Annotated in this window: 20 protein-coding genes; 14 read left to right on the top strand and 6 right to left on the bottom strand. The window is 59.4% G+C overall.

Annotated elements, in window-relative coordinates; translation table 11 throughout:
* Window positions 1-36: 36 nt before the first annotated feature.
* From DXH95_RS15250 to DXH95_RS15205, 10 genes are all read left to right on the top strand, one after another.
* Window positions 37-330 (top strand): hypothetical protein, encoded by a 294-nt coding sequence (locus DXH95_RS15250; RefSeq protein WP_239016688.1) that lies wholly within the window; start codon window positions 37-39, stop codon window positions 328-330.
* A 63-nt stretch (window positions 331-393) separates the two neighbouring features.
* Entirely contained in the window at window positions 394-987 is a 594-nt protein-coding gene (leuD, locus tag DXH95_RS15245) for a 3-isopropylmalate dehydratase small subunit (RefSeq protein ID WP_115550418.1), read from the top strand.
* A gap of 10 nt (window positions 988-997) precedes the next feature.
* Entirely contained in the window at window positions 998-1,993 is a 996-nt protein-coding gene (locus tag DXH95_RS15240; RefSeq protein WP_115550417.1) for an NADPH:quinone oxidoreductase family protein, read from the top strand.
* A gap of 74 nt (window positions 1,994-2,067) precedes the next feature.
* Complete coding sequence (locus DXH95_RS15235) at window positions 2,068-2,391, top strand: DUF1476 domain-containing protein (protein ID WP_115550416.1); 324 nt, start codon at window positions 2,068-2,070, stop codon at window positions 2,389-2,391.
* 11 nt (window positions 2,392-2,402) lie between these two features.
* A complete protein-coding gene (locus DXH95_RS15230; protein ID WP_115550415.1) occupies window positions 2,403-2,636 on the top strand; it encodes a BolA family protein in 234 nt (77 codons plus the stop codon).
* 12 nt (window positions 2,637-2,648) lie between these two features.
* Window positions 2,649-2,975 (top strand): Grx4 family monothiol glutaredoxin, encoded by a 327-nt coding sequence (grxD, locus tag DXH95_RS15225; protein ID WP_115550414.1) that lies wholly within the window; start codon window positions 2,649-2,651, stop codon window positions 2,973-2,975.
* A gap of 98 nt (window positions 2,976-3,073) precedes the next feature.
* Window positions 3,074-4,792, top strand: coding sequence for a toll/interleukin-1 receptor domain-containing protein (locus DXH95_RS15220; RefSeq protein WP_147291763.1), 1,719 nt, complete (start codon window positions 3,074-3,076; stop codon window positions 4,790-4,792).
* Window positions 4,793-4,847: 55 nt separating this feature from the next.
* Window positions 4,848-5,531, top strand: a complete 684-nt coding sequence (locus DXH95_RS15215) for a hypothetical protein (protein ID WP_115550412.1) — start codon at window positions 4,848-4,850, stop codon at window positions 5,529-5,531.
* Between the two features lie 51 nt (window positions 5,532-5,582).
* Window positions 5,583-6,965 carry a tetratricopeptide repeat-containing protein gene (locus DXH95_RS15210; RefSeq protein ID WP_115550411.1) on the top strand — a complete coding sequence of 461 codons (1,383 nt, stop codon included), beginning with the start codon at window positions 5,583-5,585 and terminating at the stop codon, window positions 6,963-6,965.
* Window positions 6,962-7,639 carry a Crp/Fnr family transcriptional regulator gene (locus DXH95_RS15205; RefSeq protein WP_115550410.1) on the top strand — a complete coding sequence of 226 codons (678 nt, stop codon included), beginning with the start codon at window positions 6,962-6,964 and terminating at the stop codon, window positions 7,637-7,639. Before DXH95_RS15210 ends, DXH95_RS15205 begins: the two co-directional genes overlap by 4 nt.
* On the opposite strand, the gene ribA is transcribed toward DXH95_RS15205, so the two are convergent.
* The 4 genes from ribA to DXH95_RS15185 form a co-directional block, all read right to left on the bottom strand.
* Complete coding sequence (gene ribA / locus DXH95_RS15200; protein WP_115550409.1) at window positions 7,636-8,682, bottom strand: GTP cyclohydrolase II; 1,047 nt, start codon at window positions 8,680-8,682, stop codon at window positions 7,636-7,638. The genes DXH95_RS15205 and ribA overlap by 4 nt on opposite strands.
* Window positions 8,679-9,473, bottom strand: a complete 795-nt coding sequence (locus DXH95_RS15195) for an exodeoxyribonuclease III (RefSeq protein ID WP_115550408.1) — start codon at window positions 9,471-9,473, stop codon at window positions 8,679-8,681. Before DXH95_RS15195 ends, ribA begins: the two co-directional genes overlap by 4 nt.
* Before the next feature lie 279 nt (window positions 9,474-9,752).
* Window positions 9,753-10,370, bottom strand: coding sequence for a LolA family protein (locus DXH95_RS15190; protein WP_115550407.1), 618 nt, complete (start codon window positions 10,368-10,370; stop codon window positions 9,753-9,755).
* Window positions 10,371-10,442: 72 nt separating this feature from the next.
* Window positions 10,443-12,755: a DNA translocase FtsK gene (locus DXH95_RS15185; protein WP_115550406.1), complete on the bottom strand. Its 2,313-nt coding sequence runs from the start codon at window positions 12,753-12,755 to the stop codon at window positions 10,443-10,445.
* A 256-nt stretch (window positions 12,756-13,011) separates the two neighbouring features.
* On the opposite strand from DXH95_RS15185, the gene DXH95_RS15175 reads away from it, so the two are divergent.
* Entirely contained in the window at window positions 13,012-14,241 is a 1,230-nt protein-coding gene (locus tag DXH95_RS15175; protein ID WP_115550404.1) for an FAD-dependent monooxygenase, read from the top strand.
* Here DXH95_RS15175 and DXH95_RS15170 read toward each other — a convergent pair.
* A complete protein-coding gene (locus DXH95_RS15170) occupies window positions 14,238-14,903 on the bottom strand; it encodes a YiaD family glycine zipper/OmpA-like lipoprotein (RefSeq protein ID WP_115550403.1) in 666 nt (221 codons plus the stop codon). The genes DXH95_RS15175 and DXH95_RS15170 overlap by 4 nt on opposite strands.
* Window positions 14,904-14,975: 72 nt before the next feature.
* Window positions 14,976-15,434 (bottom strand): preQ(1) synthase, encoded by a 459-nt coding sequence (gene queF, locus DXH95_RS15165; protein WP_115550402.1) that lies wholly within the window; start codon window positions 15,432-15,434, stop codon window positions 14,976-14,978.
* A gap of 89 nt (window positions 15,435-15,523) precedes the next feature.
* Between queF and DXH95_RS15160 the strand changes: the two genes are divergently transcribed.
* The 3 genes from DXH95_RS15160 (at window position 15,524) to DXH95_RS15150 (ending at window position 18,536) form a co-directional block, all read left to right on the top strand.
* A complete protein-coding gene (locus DXH95_RS15160; RefSeq protein WP_115550401.1) occupies window positions 15,524-16,693 on the top strand; it encodes a hypothetical protein in 1,170 nt (389 codons plus the stop codon).
* A 103-nt stretch (window positions 16,694-16,796) separates the two neighbouring features.
* Window positions 16,797-17,639, top strand: coding sequence for a 3-mercaptopyruvate sulfurtransferase (gene sseA, locus DXH95_RS15155; protein WP_115550400.1), 843 nt, complete (start codon window positions 16,797-16,799; stop codon window positions 17,637-17,639).
* A 99-nt stretch (window positions 17,640-17,738) separates the two neighbouring features.
* Entirely contained in the window at window positions 17,739-18,536 is a 798-nt protein-coding gene (locus DXH95_RS15150) for a DUF2189 domain-containing protein (protein ID WP_115550399.1), read from the top strand.
* The last annotated feature ends 5 nt before the right edge of the window (window positions 18,537-18,541 follow it).

The raw sequence follows: 18,541 nt of genomic DNA, 5'->3' as shown, positions 1-18,541 counted from the left end.
CGCTGCGGAATGTAAATTGGCTTCAGGAGGCAGTTGATGGCACGACGTCCGGCCAAAAAGATAGCGGAGCCGACCGAACCGGCAGAGCATCGGGCTGTGGTGGTGGGCTGGACGCATCATGGCCTCGGCTCGTCGATTGACCTGCGCATTCAGAGCACGGTCTCGCGACAGGCGCTGGACAATGACCAAGTCGACAGCCATCACTTCCTGATGACGCACAACCAGGCGTTGCTGCTGGCCAAATATCTGCTCGATTCGACCGGCCAGACTTTGCCGCAGCGTGTAAAGCCATCAATTTGGCGGCGCTTCTTGCCAAAGCGGCAAAAATAGACTTGAGGTCAGAAACAATCACGATCTGAATATAACCTCAAGACCGAAGCGGACTGATTCCAAATGAACCCCGTCTCCACCATCGCTGGCAAGGCCTATCCGTTCGGCCTCAAAAATGTCGACACCGATGTCATCATCCCTGCCGCCTGGTTGAAGACGATCAGCCGTTCGGGGCTGGGCAAGGGCGCGTTTGAGGCTTTGCGCAAAGAACCGGGCAATCTGTTCGACAGCGTCGAGTATGCAGGCTCTCCCATTTTGATTGCAGGGGATAATTTCGGCTGCGGCTCCAGCCGCGAGCATGCCGCATGGGCGCTGGCCGATATGGGCATTCAGGCGGTGATAGCGCCGAGCTTCTCCGACATTTTCTCGGGCAACGCCTTCAAGAACGGTTTGCTGACTGTGGTGTTGCCGCAAGAAGCAATTGACCGGCTGATGGAGGTTGCCCAAACCGATCCCATCCACATCGACCTCGAAAATCAGGTGGTGACAACGCCGTTCCAGGATCGCTTCACCTTTGAAATCGATGCGTTCCGCAAGCATTGCCTGTTGAATGGACTCGACGAAATCGGCCTTACGCTCGCCAGCAGCAGCGCGATTTCGGCCTATGAAAGCAAATTGAACACAGAGAAACCGTGGCTGGTGCCACAGATGATTTGAGGAGAGAAAAATGAAAGCGCTGCTATCGACCGCCACCGGCGGCCCAGAAACCCTTGTGCTGGGCGACCTGCCCGAGCCCGTCGCTGGCCCCGGCCAGGTTGTGGTCGCGGTGAAGGCCTGCTCGATCAACTTCCCCGACACGCTGATCATCGAAGACCGTTACCAGTTCAAACCGCCCCGGCCCTTTGCGCCCGGTGGCGAGATTGCGGGGCTTGTCGATTCGATTGGCGAAGGTGTGACCGGCTTTGCAGTGGGCGACCGCGTGTTGGCGGGTTGCGGCAATGGCGGGCTGTCGGAGAAAATCGTGCTGGGCACGCACAATCTCTACAAAATGCCCGACGAAATGTCGTTCGAGGAAGGCGCCTCGCTGCTGATGACCTATGGCACCAGCGCGCATGCCCTGAAAGATCGAGGCCGGATGAAGCCGGGCGAGAGCGTCCTTGTGCTCGGCGGCGCGGGCGGCATCGGCATTTCGGCCATCGAACTCGCCAAGGCCTATGGCGGGCGCGTCGTCGCGGGTGTGTCGAGCGAAGCCAAGGCGCAGGTGGCGCGTGAGGCTGGCGCCGACGATGTCGTCATCTATCCTTATCAACCGTTCGACAAGGACCAGTCGAAGGCGGTCGCCGAAATGTTCAAGGCAGCCGCAGGCCCCAATGGCTTTGACATCGTCTATGACACGGTCGGCGGTGACTATTCCGAACCCGCCGTCCGTTCGATCGCTTGGGAGGGCCGCTTCCTTGTGGTCGGCTTCCCTGCCGGTATCGCCAAGCTGCCGCTCAACCTGACGTTGCTCAAAAGCTGCGACGTGTGCGGCGTGTTCTGGGGTGCCTATACCGCGCGCGAGCCCGAAAAGAACCGCGCCAACATCATGGAGCTGTTCGAGCTGTACAAGGCGGGCAAGATCAAACCGCGCGTTTCGGAAACCTTCCCGCTCGAACGCGGCGGCGAAGCAATTGCCAAGCTGGGCAACCGCGAGGCTGTCGGCAAGCTGGTTGTCACCATCTAGTCCTTGCAGGCGCGGCCCTTGTTTGGCAGGGGCCGCGTGACTATTTTAAGCCCATAGCGCTGAAGGATTCGAGCATGACCACTTTTGACGATCGCGAAAACGCCTTTGAGAATAAATTCGCTCGCGATGAGGAATTCCAGTTCAAGGTCACCGCGCGCCGTAACAAGCTGGTGGGCCTGTGGGCTGCAGAGAAAATGGGCCTGACCCCCGAAGAGGCTGATGCCTACGCCAAATCGGTCGTGCAGGCCGATTTCGAAGAAGCAGGCGACGAAGATGTCATCCGCAAACTGCTGGGCGACATCACCTCGGCAGGTGTGGAAACCGACGACGCCGCAATCCGCGCGGCGCTGGACGCCAAGCTGGTGGAAGCCCGCCGCCAGTTCATCGAAGAGGCATAAGGGATTTTTCCATGCCGATGGCGGCTGAAGATATTGAAGGCATGATCAAGGCCGCCCTCCCCGATGCAGCGGTCGAAATCACTGACCTGCGCGGCGATGGCGACCATTATGCTGCGCGCGTCGTCAGCGAAACGTTCCGCGGTATGCCGCGCGTTAAGCAGCATCAGACAGTTTATAATGCTTTGGGTGGCCGGATGGGCGGGGTGCTGCATGCGCTGCAGCTGACCACGGCCGTACCCGAATAAGGAGTGAAGACTATGAGCGCGCACGAACGTATCGATGAACTGGTCAAGAACAACGACGTCGTCCTCTTCATGAAGGGCTCGCCTCTGTTCCCGCAATGCGGCTTTTCGAGCCGTGCGATTGCGATCCTCGACCACCTCAATGTCGAATTTGCCAGCGTCGACGTTCTGCAGGATCAGGAAATCCGTCAGGGTATCAAGGAATATTCTGACTGGCCCACCATCCCGCAGCTCTACGTCAAGGGCGAGTTTCTGGGCGGCAGCGACATCATGATGGAGATGTATGAGGCGGGCGAGTTACAGGAACTGGTAGAGAGCCAGGGACTGGCCAAGGCAGGCTGATTCCAGCGGGGGTCGCAACCCCGGCAATCGCCAAATAGCGGTTCAACCAATTCTAATATCGTGTAACTTTGCTTCACGAATCGCAAAGGATCGATGCGATGCCGAGGGGTGAGGATATTTCGGTCGCGAGCGATAGGCGGCGTTTCGCCGCCTTCATTAGCTATAGCCATGCCGATGCCGATTTTGCCGCCAATTTGCAGCGCAAGCTGGAACGTTACCGGCTGCCCAAACAGGTCGCCCATACGCGCGCAGGCAATGGCGCGCACATCGGGCAGATATTCCGTGATCGCGAAGACCTCGCCGCCGCATCCAGCCTTTCGGAGGCGATCCGCGATGCCCTGAGCCGTGCTGAGGCGCTAATTGTGCTTTGTTCGCCCGACGCCAAAGCGTCGCAATGGGTTTCCGAAGAGATCCGCCTGTTCCGCAGCCTGCATCCGAAACGACCCGTTCTGGCGGCGCTGGTGCGGGGCGAACCGGCCGAAGCGTTTCCGGAGGTTTTGAGCGAAGGCGGGCTTGAGCCGCTTGCAGCCGATCTGCGCAAGGAAGGGGATGGCCCGTCGCTCGGCTTCCTCAAAATTGTTGCCGGAATTGCAGGCGTTCCGCTCGATTCGCTGGTGCAGCGCGATGCCCAAAGGCGGCTGCGTCGCGTGACGTGGATCACGCTGGGTGCCTTGGCAGCGATGCTAATCATGGGCGTGATGACCTTCTTCGCTATTTCAGCCCGCAACGAAGCCGCCCGGCAGCGTGAAAGCGCAGAAGAGCTCGTCGAATATATGCTCACCGATCTGCGTGACGAGTTGAAAGGGGTCGGTCGACTCGACGTGATGGATGATGTGAACCAGCGTGCGATGGAGCATTATGCCCGGCAAGGCGACCTGGGATCACTGCCCCCCGACTCGCTGGAGCGCCGCACCCGCATCCTGCACGCAATGGGCGAAGATGACGGCCGCAGCGGCAATCTTGCCGCAGCGCTTGCGAAATTCCGCGAGGCGCATCGCGCGACCGAAGCCTTGTTGCGCAAAGAACCCGAAAACCCGGATCGTATCTTTGCCCATGCCCAAAGCGAATATTGGGTCGGGCAAGCCGCCTGGCAAATCCGCGATCGCGCGACCACCGAACGGCACTGGCAGGGCTATGTTACCGAGGCGCGCAAACTCCTTGAACTCGACCCGGACAAGGCGCGGGCCAATCTTGAAATGGGTTATGCACTCGGAAATCTGTGCGACTTTTACTTGCGCGACAATTTCGATATCAAAAAGGCAATCGATTTTTGCCGCCGGTCAATCAGTTTCGAACAAACGGCTTTGCGTATCGCCCCCGAACGGACGGAAATCAGCATCGCACTCGCCAACCGCTTTGGCTGGCTTGCCGATGCTCTGTTGGTCGACAAGGCCCATGGCGAGGCCCGCAAGGCGCGATTGTCCGAACAATCCATCATCGATGCGCTGGTCGCCAAAGATCCGAGAAATTTCGAACTGCGTTTCAGGCAGACCTGGCCATCTTTTGGCCTCGCAACAATTGAGATGGACTGGGGGAATCCGAGACTTGCGGTCAGTGAAACCACCCGGATTGTCGGAACCTTACGGTCTCTTGTCACTGAAGAGCCCAATAATGTTGAAGTGAAGCGTGCTTTGGCGCGCAGCCATTATATGCGCGCCAAGGCGTTGGCCGAATTTGATCTGGCGAAAGCCCGCGCCGAACTGAGCGAGACCCGGAAGATCATCGTCGAGATAGAACGGGCCTATCCGCAGGGTGAGGCGCTGGCGGGCTTCTGGAAGGCAATCAGTGAACTCGAACAAAGAGTGGGTAATAGATAGCGTGCATATGGCAGCCGAATTGAAAATGAACCGGGTATAAACTGGGAGAAAAGAAATGGCTTCAGGACCACAATGGGGCAAAGACCCGCACGAAAAGAACCCGTTGGGAGAAGCGTTCCAGCCGGATTATGTCTGCATCATCTATTTCAGGTTCGACGATCCCAAGAAAACTATGGTCCGGCAGGGTTATTTTGCCACCGCCGACATCCCCGCCGGGACAACCGAGAAGCAATTTGCCGAATTGATGTTGAAGGAAGCAGCCAAAGCGAAAAGTTCGAAGGACTGGCTGAACAACCCGACGGGGGACAAACGCAAGGAGTTCAACTTCAACGGCTTCACCTTTGGCCACACCGCGCGCATCTATATGCTGGTCGATAATGACAATATCCGCTTTGACGACCGAAAGGTGGACCCGGGTACGGCTGATGAAAAATATGCCAACCTTGTTCGCTTCACCGAATATCGCGTCGACAAGGATGCCTCCGATTTCAGGCTAATTCCGGCTGATCAGAATTTCTCTTTCTTCGCAGCCAGTCTCACCGAACTGTCGGGTCGCAAGGGGTTGGTGATGGACAATATCTACCAGACCGAAGATGGCCGGGCTCCCTCGAAAGAGGATCCGCGCGTCTATTCCATGAACTTCCACCTGATGTGGGATGCGGTCGACAAGGAAGGCAATCTCACCAGCATCCCTATAGTCATCGATCCCGATGGCGGCAATGTCGGCAGCCGGCCTTGAGCGCCCCCGATACCGCAATCAGCGCAAGCCGGTATTGATCGGACCGGATCGATGCAAGCCGATGCCCTGAAGATGATACTCGCTCTGGCCCGCGCCGGGGCGACATCACGGGCGTGGGATAGATTTGTCGCCGCCGGTTTCGATAATGTTGAAGCGGATTTTCAGGTATTGACCCTGAAAGGCCGGTTGCTGAAAGACAGGGCACGGCAGGCGACCGCCGACACAAGGTTTTCGTTATTCGCGCGAGCCGGCGAAGCATATGAGCGCGCCGCTGCAGTCGGAGCGGCGAGTTATCCATTGGTCAACGCGGCGGCAATGGCGCTGCATGCTGGCGACCGAGCAAAGACAGGCCAGCTTGCCGGCAAGGTCCTGCATCTGATAGAATCTGGTGCCGAACCGGGCGAAACCCCATATTGGGGTGAAGCTACACGTGCCGAGGCAATGCTGTTGCTGGGACGGTTCGGAGATGCCAGAGCGAGTTTGGCCGAGGCGGTTAGGCTGGCACCTCAAGCATGGGAGGACCATGCCGCAACCCTGCGACAGTTCGCGCTGATCCTGTCCGAATTCGGGGAGGATGAAAATTGGCTGGACGGTTTTCGTCCACCGTCCGCCCTGCACTATAATGGCATTCTCGGTATAGCGGCAGACAATAGCGTGGCGCGCGAAGCCATAGGCAAGGCTGTGAAAGCCATCGCCCCCGGTTTTGCATATGGTGCGCTCGCCGCTGGGGCTGACATTCTTGCTGCTGAGGCAGCGGTTTCGGTGGGTGCCGAACTTCATGTCGTCCTGCCGTCCGAATCCGACGATTTCAGACAATCGTCAGTCGAACCGCTAGGGGCGGACTGGTCGCAGCGTTTTGATGCACTGCTCGACGTGGCCGACAGCATAACCATTTGCTCTTCTGATGGCAGAACCAGTACGGCTGGTGTTACCCTTGCAGAGCTGCATGCCATGGGCCTCGCAGTCGAAAAGGCGGGGCAGTTGCAAGCCAAAGCTGTTGCGTTGCGCATCGAACCAGCAGACCGCCCCGCCCTTGGGGATCCGTGGCTACATTCCGGCCGCCCGATCTTCCACGTCCCGGTGACCGCCGATCCAGACAATAGTGTTGCGCAGCTTCCCGCTGGATCGCTGAAATTTGATGTTGCATTGGACAGCTCCGCTCCGCAAAGTTTTGACGTCCTCGACGACGCAGTTCGGGCAATATTGGCCTCAGGCGGCGGACAGGCAGCAATTGATTCCCGAATTGGCAACGCCATCCATGTTCCAGCTCTGCTCCCGCACAGCGCGCATGGCATGGTGGCTGCCAGCCGCAGCGCAGCTTTGGCATTACTGGCAGCTGGATTGGCCAGCCGGATCGAAACCATCGGGGAAATGGCCTTGCCCGACGGCCCGATCGAGCTGTGCCTCGCTGCACTGGTCAGGCCGCCAGGATGAGTTCGCTTGGTGATACCAGCATGTCGGGTCGCAACGACATCGCCATCATCCAGAGCTGCTTTGCTTGCCAGCAAAGCAGCGCGGAACGGCTGGCCGCTATCATGATATCGCGCAGCTATGCCCATCGGTCAGTTGTGGCAAATATGGGTGACCCATCATCCCATCTGTATCTGGTGGCCGAGGGCGCTGTGGTTGCAGAAATCTACAGTTTCGACGGACAACAGGCGCAATTGACGCGGCACGGCTCGGGAGAAATATTTGGCGCTTACCCCGAAGAAGCGACGCACCGGTCAGCCTTTGCCGCATGCGGGGCCACACGCCTGCTTGCAGCGCCCACGCAAAAGCTCGCCGATTTAGCTACAGTCGACGGCGATGTTGCCAGGGGCGTGGCGAATCTTCTGGCCCGACAGCTCGATCTGGTTCTTGACCGTATGGCGGCGCGCATCGGCCTGAGCGCCACTGGCCGTTTTTACCGCGCATTGTTGCAACTGGCTGATAGCGACGGACGGATCCAACCCGCGCCAGTCATCGCCGCATTGGCGGTCAGCGTACATACAACGCGCGAAACGGCTTCGAGAGCGCTGGCTTCAGTCGTACGGCGAGGCATCGTCGAGCGGCAAGCCGACGGACTGCACATCGTTTCCCGCCGCATGCTTGAAGAGCTGATAATCTAGAGCTTGTGACCCGTACGGTCGCGTTTTGTCGCCAGATAATGCGCGTTGTGGGGATTTGCAGCGATTTTGAGCGGCAGGCGTTCGGCAACCTTGATACCCTCTGCCTCCAAACCCGCAACTTTTTCCGGATTGTTGGTCAGCAGGCGAACTTCTGAAATCGACAACAGCCGCAACATCTGCGCCGCTACGGAAAAATCGCGTGCGTCAACGGCAAAGCCCAGCCGGATATTGGCGTCTACCGTATCGAAACCCTGATCCTGAAGCGCATAGGCGCGCAGTTTGTTGACGAGGCCAATGCCGCGCCCTTCCTGCCGCAGATAGAGCAGCACGCCCCATTGCGCGTCGGCTATCTGGTGCAGCGCTTCATGCAATTGCGGCCCGCAATCGCATTTGAGACTGCCGAGCACATCGCCGGTCAGGCACTCGCTGTGCAGTCGAATCACCGGCGGGCTGCCATCACGCTGGCCAACGACCAGCGCGACATGGTCCGCCGCATCGGCGACCGAACGATAGGCCACCAGCTCCGCATCTTCCGCCGCCGAAACCGGCAGGCGCGCCCGCGCGGCGATGCACAGATTATCGGCATTCTGGAAGGCTGCCAGATCAGCTGGCGCAAATTCCGCATCTGCATCCGACTCAACCAGCAGGAACGCGGGCAACAGGCCAGCCTCACGCGCCAGCTCCATCGCCACTTGCGCTGCCTCGGGCTGTTCGAGCGGCAAAGCAGCGAAAGGCCCCTTGAACGGATAACGCAGGTCGAGCGATGGATCGGCTATCGCGAGCGACAATGCGGCATCGAGTTCGGAAGGTGGGGCTATCAAAACCGGCAACTGCGTGTCAGCTGCCGCAAACTGGTTGGCGAGCTTGAGCGTGGCTGCGCGTGCGGATGACAGCAATATGCCTTTGACTTGTCCCCCGGCAAACAGTTCCGCCGCTGCCCCGGTTTCGATTGCAACCAGCGTCAATCCACCAACGCGCACCGGCCAGCCGCGCCGCAGCGCGTCAATGGCACGGGCTGCGCGCTTGGCGGCAGCATCGCTCAAAGGCGAAATTCCGTCACGATGGGAACATGGTCAGAAGGCTTACCCCAGCCACGGCAGGGCTTGTGCACGACATGGGCGTGCGCCTTGTCCTTCAGATCCGGCGTCACCCACATATGGTCGAGGCGACGGCCACGGTCAGAAGTTTCCCAATCCTGCGCGCGGTAACTCCACCAAGTGTAGAGCTTCTTTTCGGGCGGGACGAATTCGCGGGCCAGATCAATCCAGTTGCCTGCAGACTGCAGCCCACCCAGCGCTTCGATTTCGATCGCCGTGTGGCTGACGACATTGACCAGCTGTTTGTGGCTCCACACATCGGTTTCGAGGGGCGCGACGTTGAAGTCGCCGGTCAATATTGTCGGAACCGAAACCGCGCCCGACCAGTCGGTCATCCGCGCGAGAAAATCGAGCTTTTGCCCGAACTTCACATTTTGCTCACGGTCCGGAATATCGCCGCCAGCGGGCACATACACATTTTCGAGCCGAACACCGCCCGCAATCTCAACCCCGACATGCCGCGCTTCGCCATTAGCCTGCCAATCATGCACCTGTTTGTTCGCCAGCGACACCTTGCTGATGATCGCGACACCGTGATGCATCGGCTGCCCGTTGATGACGATATGGTTGTAGCCCAACTGGCGGAACGGCCCTTCGGGAAACTGCGGATCGGCAACCTTGGTTTCCTGAAGGCACAATATGTCGGGCCCTTCGTCGCGCAAGAACCGTTCGACAATGTCGATACGGGCACGGACGGAGTTGATGTTCCAGGAAGCGATGCGAAGAGTGGTTGCCATGGCGGCTGCTTAGGGACGGGGCGGCGTCGCGGCAAGAGGGGAGCGCGCTGAAAAAGCAAAGCCCTCATCCCGGGGGCATTTGGGATGAGGGCCGAGCTTGCGTTCGTCACGCTGAAACCGAAGGAAGACTTTAGCGCCACGGGCAACAGGGGGAAAACCGCGTAGCCGCCTGTCCTTCGATGTCTTCAATCTAGGGTGATTTTCCTGTCGGTAAGATGAACAGTCTTGTTCAGACTATCGGCTGGTCGGCTTGACGGCTCAACTCACCGATGAGTTCGCTCAGCTCTTGCGACGCGGCCTCGGGTCACGCCAGCTGAAGCTCGATTGCGCGATCGGCTGGTTGAATTTCACATTGCCGAGTCGCACCGTCGTCCGGTTGTTCTTCGAATCGAGCGCGACCCAGCCGTTAAGCGTCAACCCGCCCGGTGCACCGGCCTGTTTGATGAAGATCATCGTCATCGTGCCATATTCGGGGCGTTTGGGGTCGCGCACTTCGACGCTGACGACATTCGGATTCGATGTCGCAACGCGTTTGCCAAACCGCGCCAGATCCTTGCCGGGATCAAGCAAGGCGGTCAGCGGGCTGTTCTTGATCGGCCAGCGCTGCACTTGCTTCACCTCATAATCGACCATGGTCAGCGCCTTGCCATCGGCGACAATCAGCAAGGGCACGCCTTTTTGATATTCGAAGCGTACATGGCCGGGGCGTTTTAACAGCAACTTGCCGGTCAGGCTCTGCCCGTTGCGGTCGGTCTGGGTGAAGCTAGCGTTCATCGTTGTCACTGCCTGCATATGGCTGACCACTTGGCTAAGGTCGTTCGACTGCTGCGCAGGCGCGCTGGCCGCCGATGCCATAATCGCAGGAACGAGCAAAAGTCGGGAGAATTTATGAGTCATATTGTTTCCTTGGCTTTTGCCAGCGCGAATAGCGGCGATGCATTGAACCCATTCTGAATATCAGACTGCGCGCTAAATCGGCTCGCCATTCCGGTCGCGCAGCACCTCGCGCCGTCCGATATGGTTGGGCGCGCTGATAAAGCCATCCTCCTCCATCCGGTCAATCAAGCGCGCGGCGCTATTGTAGCCGATGCGCAACTGGCGCTGGATCCAGCTGGTTGAGGCCTTCTGGCTTTCGAAGACAATCTGGCACGCCTTGCGATACATGGCATCTTCGGGGCTGTCGTCGTCGCCCAGTCCATCGAGGGCAAAGCCGCCATCTTCGGGTTCTTCGGTGACCGACTGGATATAGTCGGGCTCGCCCTGCCCGCGCCAATGCTCGGCAACCTTGCGGACCTCCTCATCCGACACAAACGGCCCGTGGATACGCGTCAGCCCGCGCCCGCCCGCCATATAGAGCATGTCGCCCTTGCCGAGCAGCTGTTCCGCACCCTGTTCGCCCAATATGGTACGGCTGTCGATTTTCGAGGTCACATGGAAGCTGATGCGCGTCGGCAAGTTCGCCTTGATCACACCGGTGATGACGTCGACCGAGGGGCGCTGCGTCGCCATGATCAGGTGGATACCCGCTGCGCGCGCCTTTTGCGCAAGACGCTGGATAAGGAATTCGACCTCTTTGCCCGCTGTCATCATCAGGTCTGCGAGTTCGTCGACGATGACGACAATCTGAGGCAGCGGCTGATAATCATGCTGCTGCTCTTCATATTGCGGCAGGCCGGTCATCGGATCATAGCCTACCTGCACCTTGTGCCCCAAGGGCTGACCCTTGGCTTTTGCGGCAAGGATTTTATCGTTGAAACCTTGCAGGTTGCGGACGCCGACCGACGACATCATGCGGTAGCGGTCTTCCATCTGCTCGACCGCCCACTTCAGCGCACGGATCGCCTTGGCAGGCTCGGTCACCACTGGTGCCAGCAAATGCGGAATATCGTCATAGATGCTGAGTTCGAGCATCTTGGGGTCGATCATGATCATGCGGCACTGGTCGGGCGTGAGCCGGTAGAGCAGCGACAGGATCATGCAATTGAGGCCCACCGACTTACCCGAACCGGTCGTCCCCGCGACGAGTAAGTGCGGCATGGGCTGCAAGTCTGCAACCACCGGGTCGCCCGAGATATTCTTGCCGAGGATGATGGGCAATTGCCCCTTTTGATCAGCAAAGGCGGTTGAGGCGATCATTTCCTGCAGTACCACCGCCTCACGGTTGTGGTTGGGCAGTTCGATGCCGATGACCGTGCGGCCCGGAACCGTCGAAACGCGGGCGGAGAGCGCGGACATGTTGCGCGCGATGTCCTCGGCCAGTTGCACGACACGCTGCGCACGCACGCCAGGGGCGGGTTCAAGTTCATACATGGTGACGACCGGGCCGGGGCGCACGGCGACGATTTCGCCCTGCACCTTGAAATCATCAAGCACCGATTCGAGTAGACGCGCATTCGATTCGAGTGCCGCCTTGTCTAGCTTGGGCGCAGTTGAAGGCGGCGGGGTATCAAGCAGGTCGAGCGAAGGCAGTGTGTAGTTGCCAAAGAAATCGCCCTGTTTGGCGCCAGACGCAAAGCTGGCTTTTTTGGGAGCCGTCTGCCGCTCGGCAATTTCGGGGGCGCGGCGAGGTTCGCGTTCTACCGGCTTGCGCGGAACGGGATCGGCGACGAATTCGGGTTCACGCTGTGGCGCCGATGGATCGGCGGCCACGCGTTCGGCCGAGCCGCCAAGCGAGGGCATCGGGAGCGACGGAATGGTGAAAAGCGGTCGCTCCAGCTCCAGCGAGCGCGTCACCAGAACAATCCCGCCGACCACAGAGCCCAAAATCGCCACCCAGCGCGCCAGATTGCTCCACCCCTCACCCAGTTTGGCGATCAGCGCGCTATAGGCCCCATCGAGCAGCAAGGCCGGTGTCCCGCCCCAGCCTGCTGGCAAGCCGATGTCGCTGCCATGCTGCCAATGCGCAAGGCCGAAACCCAGTATCAATATCCCCAATAGACAGAACAGCAATTGGCTTTTCCAGCGCGGCTGCGGTACATCGCGCCACAGGCGACGGGCATAGACCAGCATCAGCGGGAAAAGCAGGATTGCGGGTAGGCCAAAGGTGAACAGCGACGCATCTGCCAGATAGGCACCGCTCTGCCCCATCCAATTGTCGCTCGCACCCTGTGCCGCGCTGTTAAAAGCATTGTCGGCAGGCGAGTAGCTGAGGATCGAAACGGCATAGAAGAGCGCGAAAAGTCCGACGACACCCGCCCCGATCAGCGCGCCACTGCGCAGCAGGGATTGGCGCATCATCTGCCTCCAGTTGGCGGCCTGGGATTTGGGGGAACGCGATGCCATATGCTGTTTGCGACGCCTGTTAGAGTGAATGCACACCTTTTCGCGGAGGCGGGACTCCCCGTCAAGAGTCCGTGGTTTTTCCTACCTTTTCAGGGGCCGAATTCGGGCCTAGAGCATTGTCTCGAGCAAAATACCGTAGTGCTGAGCCTGTCGAAGCACGCCTCACAGTTTAGCGCTACAGCTTAGAAGCGCCCTTCGACAGGCTCAGGGCTACGGTATCCTTTCAATCCAAAGAATAAATTGACTGCGATCCTCCATGTCCAAGAACGAATTTGCCGACATTATCATCATCGGAGGTGGGCTCAACGGCCTCGCCCAGGCACTCGCCTTCGCGGTGCACGGCGTCACCTGCCACGTCATCGACCGCGCCGATCAGGCCGCGATGCTTGCCCCGCATTTCGACGGTAGGGTATCGGCGATTTCCAGTTCAAGCATGAAGTTGTTCGAGGCCATCGGCCTTGGCCCCGCACTGGATGGGAAGGGCTGCCCGATCGAACAGATCTGGGTCAGCGATGGGCTGAAGCCCGGTTCGCTCGATTTCGTGCCCGCAGAGGGTGATGGCTATCTTGGCCAAATGTTCGAGAACCAGCTGATCCGTCGAGCACTGTACGAAGCTGCCCAAACTCGGCCCGAAATCCGGTTGCACATGCCTGCCGAGATTGCTGCTTCCCAAACCGACGATGCGGGCGTTCGTGTCGAATTGAAAAATGGCGCTGTACTTACCGGATCGTTGCTGGTCGTTGCCGAAGGCCGGAAAAGCGCATCGCGCGACGCAGCTGGCATCCGACTCACCGAATGGGACTATGCGCATGAGGCAATGGTGACAGCCATTTTCCACGAGAAGCCCCACAATCAGGTCGCTTACGAGATTTTCTATCCAACAGGCCCGTTCGCAATCTTGCCGATGCTCGATGATGAAGCGGGACGGCATCGTTCGGCGATTGTCTGGTCGGTATCGCGCACCGAGGCGCCGGTTTACAAGAAGCTATCACCGCGCGGGATGGCGCATGAGATCGAAAAAGCGATGGGCGGGTTACTCGGCGCGATTGAAATGAACGCGCCGGTGATGGGCTATCCGCTCAATTTCCAGCATGCCAACCGACTCACCGACACGCGAATGGTACTCGTAGGCGACGCTGCACATGGAATGCACCCGATTGCGGGGCAAGGCCTCAATCTCGGGCTGCGCGATGTGGCTTGCCTTGCGCAAGTCGTGGTCGAAGGCATGCGGCTCGGGCTCGACCCCGGCGATGCACAGATCCTTGATCACTACACCCGCTGGCGCAGTCTTGACGTGCAAAGCGTGATGATGGCGACCGATACGCTCAACAAGCTGTTCGGCATTCCCGGCAAAACCGCCTCTGCCGCCCGCCGCCTCGGCCTCGCCGCGGTTCAGCGCATGAAGCCGATCAAGAACTTCTTCATGGCCGAAGCGCGCGGAGAGTCGGGCAATCTGCCCAAGCTGTTGCAAGGCCTGCCAGTTTAGCTTTCCGTCACCGGCACCAACCGGATTTCTACCCGACGATTTTCGGCGCGGCCTTCTTCGCTCGTGTTGCTCGCTTTGGGCTGGCTCTCGCCATAGCCCTTGGTGGCGAGACGTGCGCTCTGGACACCACGGCCGGTCAGATAGCTGGCGACCGTTGCCGCACGCTGTTCTGACAGGGTCTGGTTAAAGGCTTCCGAACCCACCGAATCGGTGTGACCCATCACATCAACATAGGTTTTTTCATATTCGACCAGCGTGGCCCCAACCTTGTCGAGCGTAGAGCGAAATTCGGGTGAAAGGTTAGCGCTGCCAAAGGCAAAGGTGACCTCGGACGGCATGTCGAGCACCAGCTGATCGCCATCGCGGACAACTTCGACGCCGGTACCAGCGGTCTGTTCACGGAGCTTCTTTTCCTGCTGGTCCATATAATAGCCAACACCCGCACCCGCGACAGCACCAATGCCTGCGCCGAGAATCTTCTCGGTCCGGTCACGCTTGCCACCGATCAGATCGCCGAGCAGATAGCCGCCCAAAGCGCCCCCAATGCCGCCAATCGCAGCTTTCGAAATCCGCTTCTCCCCGGTTTCAGGGTTGGTCGTGCAGGCGGTTACCGGAATGGCCGCAATCAACAGAGCGGCAGCAATTTTGGAACGACGTTTCATGGCCCAATCTCCTTTTCAGTCGGTGAAAGAGACCATATCCTAGCTGAACCGAAAATGACAGCGCAGGTAAAATCAACCCCTGCCGCGATAGGGGGCAACCCCCTGATCGGGCAGCCACAGCCCTTCGGGCGGTGCCCCTGATTGCCAGAATACGTCTATAGGGATACCCCCACGCGGATACCAGTAGCCGCCGATGCGCAGCCACTTTGGTTTCATTTCATCGAAAAGCCGTTGCCCGATACCTACCGTGCAATCCTCATGAAACGCCGCATGATTGCGGAAAGAGCCGAGAAAGAGCTTTAACGATTTCGATTCGACTATGGTTGCCTCCGGGGCATAGTCGATGACCAGATGGGCGAAATCAGGCTGGCCGGTCACCGGGCAAAGCGATGTGAATTCGGGCGCGGCAAAGCGGACAAGATAGAGCGTTCCCGCACGCGGGTTGGGCACATAGTCGAGTTCCGCCGCTTCGGGGGTTTGCGGCAGGGCGGCATTTTGGCCGAGAAATTTCGGATTCGGTTTATCTGACATACCGCTTGTCTAGCGTGTTGCACGGCCTATGTCATTCCCGAGACGCCATTCATATGGCGTTCAGCGGTTGGGCACCCCAAAGGATAGCAATGACCAAAAGGTTCAAGGGATGGGCGATGGTGTTTGCGGCGGCAGTCATGTCGTCGTCGGTCGCCTATGCTCAAGACAGCGGATCTGGCCAGGACATTGGTACAGGAATGCCACCCGAATTGCGGGACTTCCGGCTGGATACGCCGCCACCCCGGCCAGCGCCGCAACAAAGTGCGCCACCGCCTGTTGTCGAAACGCCACCTCCGACCGAACGCAGCAGCCCGACAACACAGCCTTCCGAGCAGCGCCCGACGGTCAGCCGCCCGACAGCAACAAATTCCAGCTCTGCGCCCGTAGCGCAGGGGCCTAGCGAGGCAACCACCGAAACCGGCACTAAGCCCGCACCCGTCGCTACCGGTGAACCGGTGATTGCCCCCGAACGCGCAGTCCCTGCGACAGCCGTCGACGCCTATTCCAGCCCTCCTGCGAACAGCGTCCCGCTCGATGCACCTTCTACAATTTTATCCCGGCCCTGGTTCTGGCCTGCCATCGCGGGATTCGCAGCGATCCTCGCGGCTGCGGCCTGGATTTTCTTCCGGCGCAGACAGCGGTCAGCCTATCAACAGCAGGTAGCTGTTCAGGAACCCGTCCCGCAACCTTCGCCGCCGCCCCGGCTCGATACGTCGCGCAAAACCCAGCCACCTGCCCTACCACGCACGCCCGAACGGACGGCGGAGGCCGCAGGTCCGGTCGCTGCGCAATTCACCCCGACCAGCGCGCAACTCAGCATCGCCAGCCTTTCTGTAACCGGCATATTGGCAATCAAAAATCAGACGCGGACACCCGTCAGCGGGCTCATCCTGCGCAGCCATATGATCTCGGCGCAGGATGGCCAGCGTGAAGCGGTTGCCGCTTTCCATAGCGATGGTGGCGCAGGTTCAATCCAGCCAATCGGCGACCTCGCTCCCGGAGAGCGTATTGAGGCTACTATCGAGATTCGCCTGCCGCGCACCGAATTGTCCTCCTTCCGCTGGACGGAACGCGAATTTGTCGCCCCGATTGTCCTGATCCATCTATCTGGTAGCGCGGAAGGCGAACCGATCGAAATCCAGTTTACCCAGCTGATCGGACGTGAAGGTGCAAAGCAGAGCGAACGCATGCAGCCTTTGCCCATCGATCGCGGGCCCAAGCGCTTTTCGGGAATTGCCGCCCGCGCTGTCTTTGCTTGAAAACCGACTGTTAGCGCTCGACTAGGTCGGAAAAGCGGCATATCGTGCACTGCACAAGAATCGCTACAAGCGGGCAAAGACGGACGAAAAGGGAACGGGCAAAATGGATTTACTGGTAAGCACCGAGTGGCTGGCAAATGAGTTGGGCGCATCGGATCTGCGAATTGTCGACGCCACATGGCATATGCCCGACGCAGGCCGCAACGCCGCTGCCGAATATGAAGGCGGCCATATTCCCGGCGCGGTTTTCATGGATCTGGCGGAAATCGCCGACAGCAATTCCAGCTTGCCCAACATGCTACCCCCGCCCGAAAAATTTGCCAGCCGCATGCAGTCGCTCGGCCTTGGCGACGGTAGCCGTATCGTCGTCTATGATGACAGCCCGTTCAAATCGGCGACCCGCGCCTGGTGGATGCTCACGCTATTTGGTGCGCATGATGTTGCCATTCTCGACGGTGGCCTCGCCAAATGGAAGGCCGAGGGCCGCCCGCTCGAAAATGGCAAGCCGTCGCTGCGTCACCGCCACTTCACCGTCTGGAAAGACGATAGCGGGGTCAAAACCAAGGCAGACATGCTGGCCAATCTGCACAGCAAGGACGCCGTTGTCGTCGATGCCCGCGGCGTAGGCCGCTTCACCGGCGAGGAAGCCGAACCGCGCCCCGAAATGGCATCCGGCCATATTCCGGGCAGCCGCAACCTGCCATATTCCAACCTGTTCAACCCCGATGGCACCTGGAAACAGGGTGCCGCATTGGAGGCCGCCTTTACCGAAGCAGGCGTCGATCTCGACAGGCAGATGATCACAACCTGCGGATCGGGCATGACGGCTGCGGTCGTTCTGTTCGGCGCGCGGCTGACCGGCAAGAAAGACGTCGCATTGTATGACGGCAGCTGGAGCGAGTGGGGCCTGGACCCCGACACCCCCAAGGAAACCGGCGCGGCCTGAGCCGTCAGCCAAACAAACCAGCCTTGATGTTAAGCGCTTGAAGCCAAGCGCGAATCGTTGCATCCTGTCCACGGGGAAGATGGACAGGGAGAGAGCATCATGGCTGCAACCGGCCAAACCCCCATTGCGCCCTATACGGTCGCCAACAATCTGACATTTGCCGATTTGCGTGCAGCGCTTGCCGCAGGCTGGCACGATTTCCTCGCCTATCCGGCGTTCGGCCTATTCTTCGCCGCCTTCTACGCGATAGGTGGAGCAGTGCTGGTTTATGGCTTGGTCAAGCTCGGAGAAGGTGCTTGGTCGATCCCGCTGATTGCCGGTTTCCCGATCATCGCACCCTTTGCTGCCGTCGGCCTTTATGAAGTCAGTCGCAGGCGGCAGGCGGGGCTCCCCATCAATTGGCGCTCGATCATCTGGGCGCTGCGTGGACGCGGTGATGACCAGGTGTTGATGGTCGCCGGAATCGTCTTCGTCGCCTTCAGTTTCTGGATGATTTTGGCGCACGGTATTTTCGCCATCTTCATGGCCGAATCGGGGATCGGTGGCGAGAATATCGAAATGCTTCTTCAGCCGTTGGCCATCGCAATGTTACTGGTCGGTAGCTTGGTGGGTGCGATTTTCGCCTTCGCGCTGTACGCCATCACGGTGATCAGCCTGCCGATGCTCTGCGACAAGGACGTCGACTTCATCACCGCTATCATTGTCAGCCTTGGTACAATCCGATCGAACAAGGCGGTGATGATCGGCTGGGCGGCGATTATTGCCATCGGCACATTTCTGGCGATCCTGCCTGCATTCCTTGGGCTGTTTATCGTGTTGCCCGTTCTGGGCCATGCGACCTGGCATCTTTATGTGCGCGCGGTTGACGGGGCTGCTCTCGACAGCGGAGGGACTTAGCGGCT

Source organism: Sphingorhabdus pulchriflava (assembly GCF_003367235.1).
Taxonomy (GTDB): domain Bacteria; phylum Pseudomonadota; class Alphaproteobacteria; order Sphingomonadales; family Sphingomonadaceae; genus Sphingorhabdus_B; species Sphingorhabdus_B pulchriflava.
The sequence above is the reverse complement of the archived record's forward strand: the minus strand, read 5'-3'. Positions and strand labels throughout refer to the sequence as shown.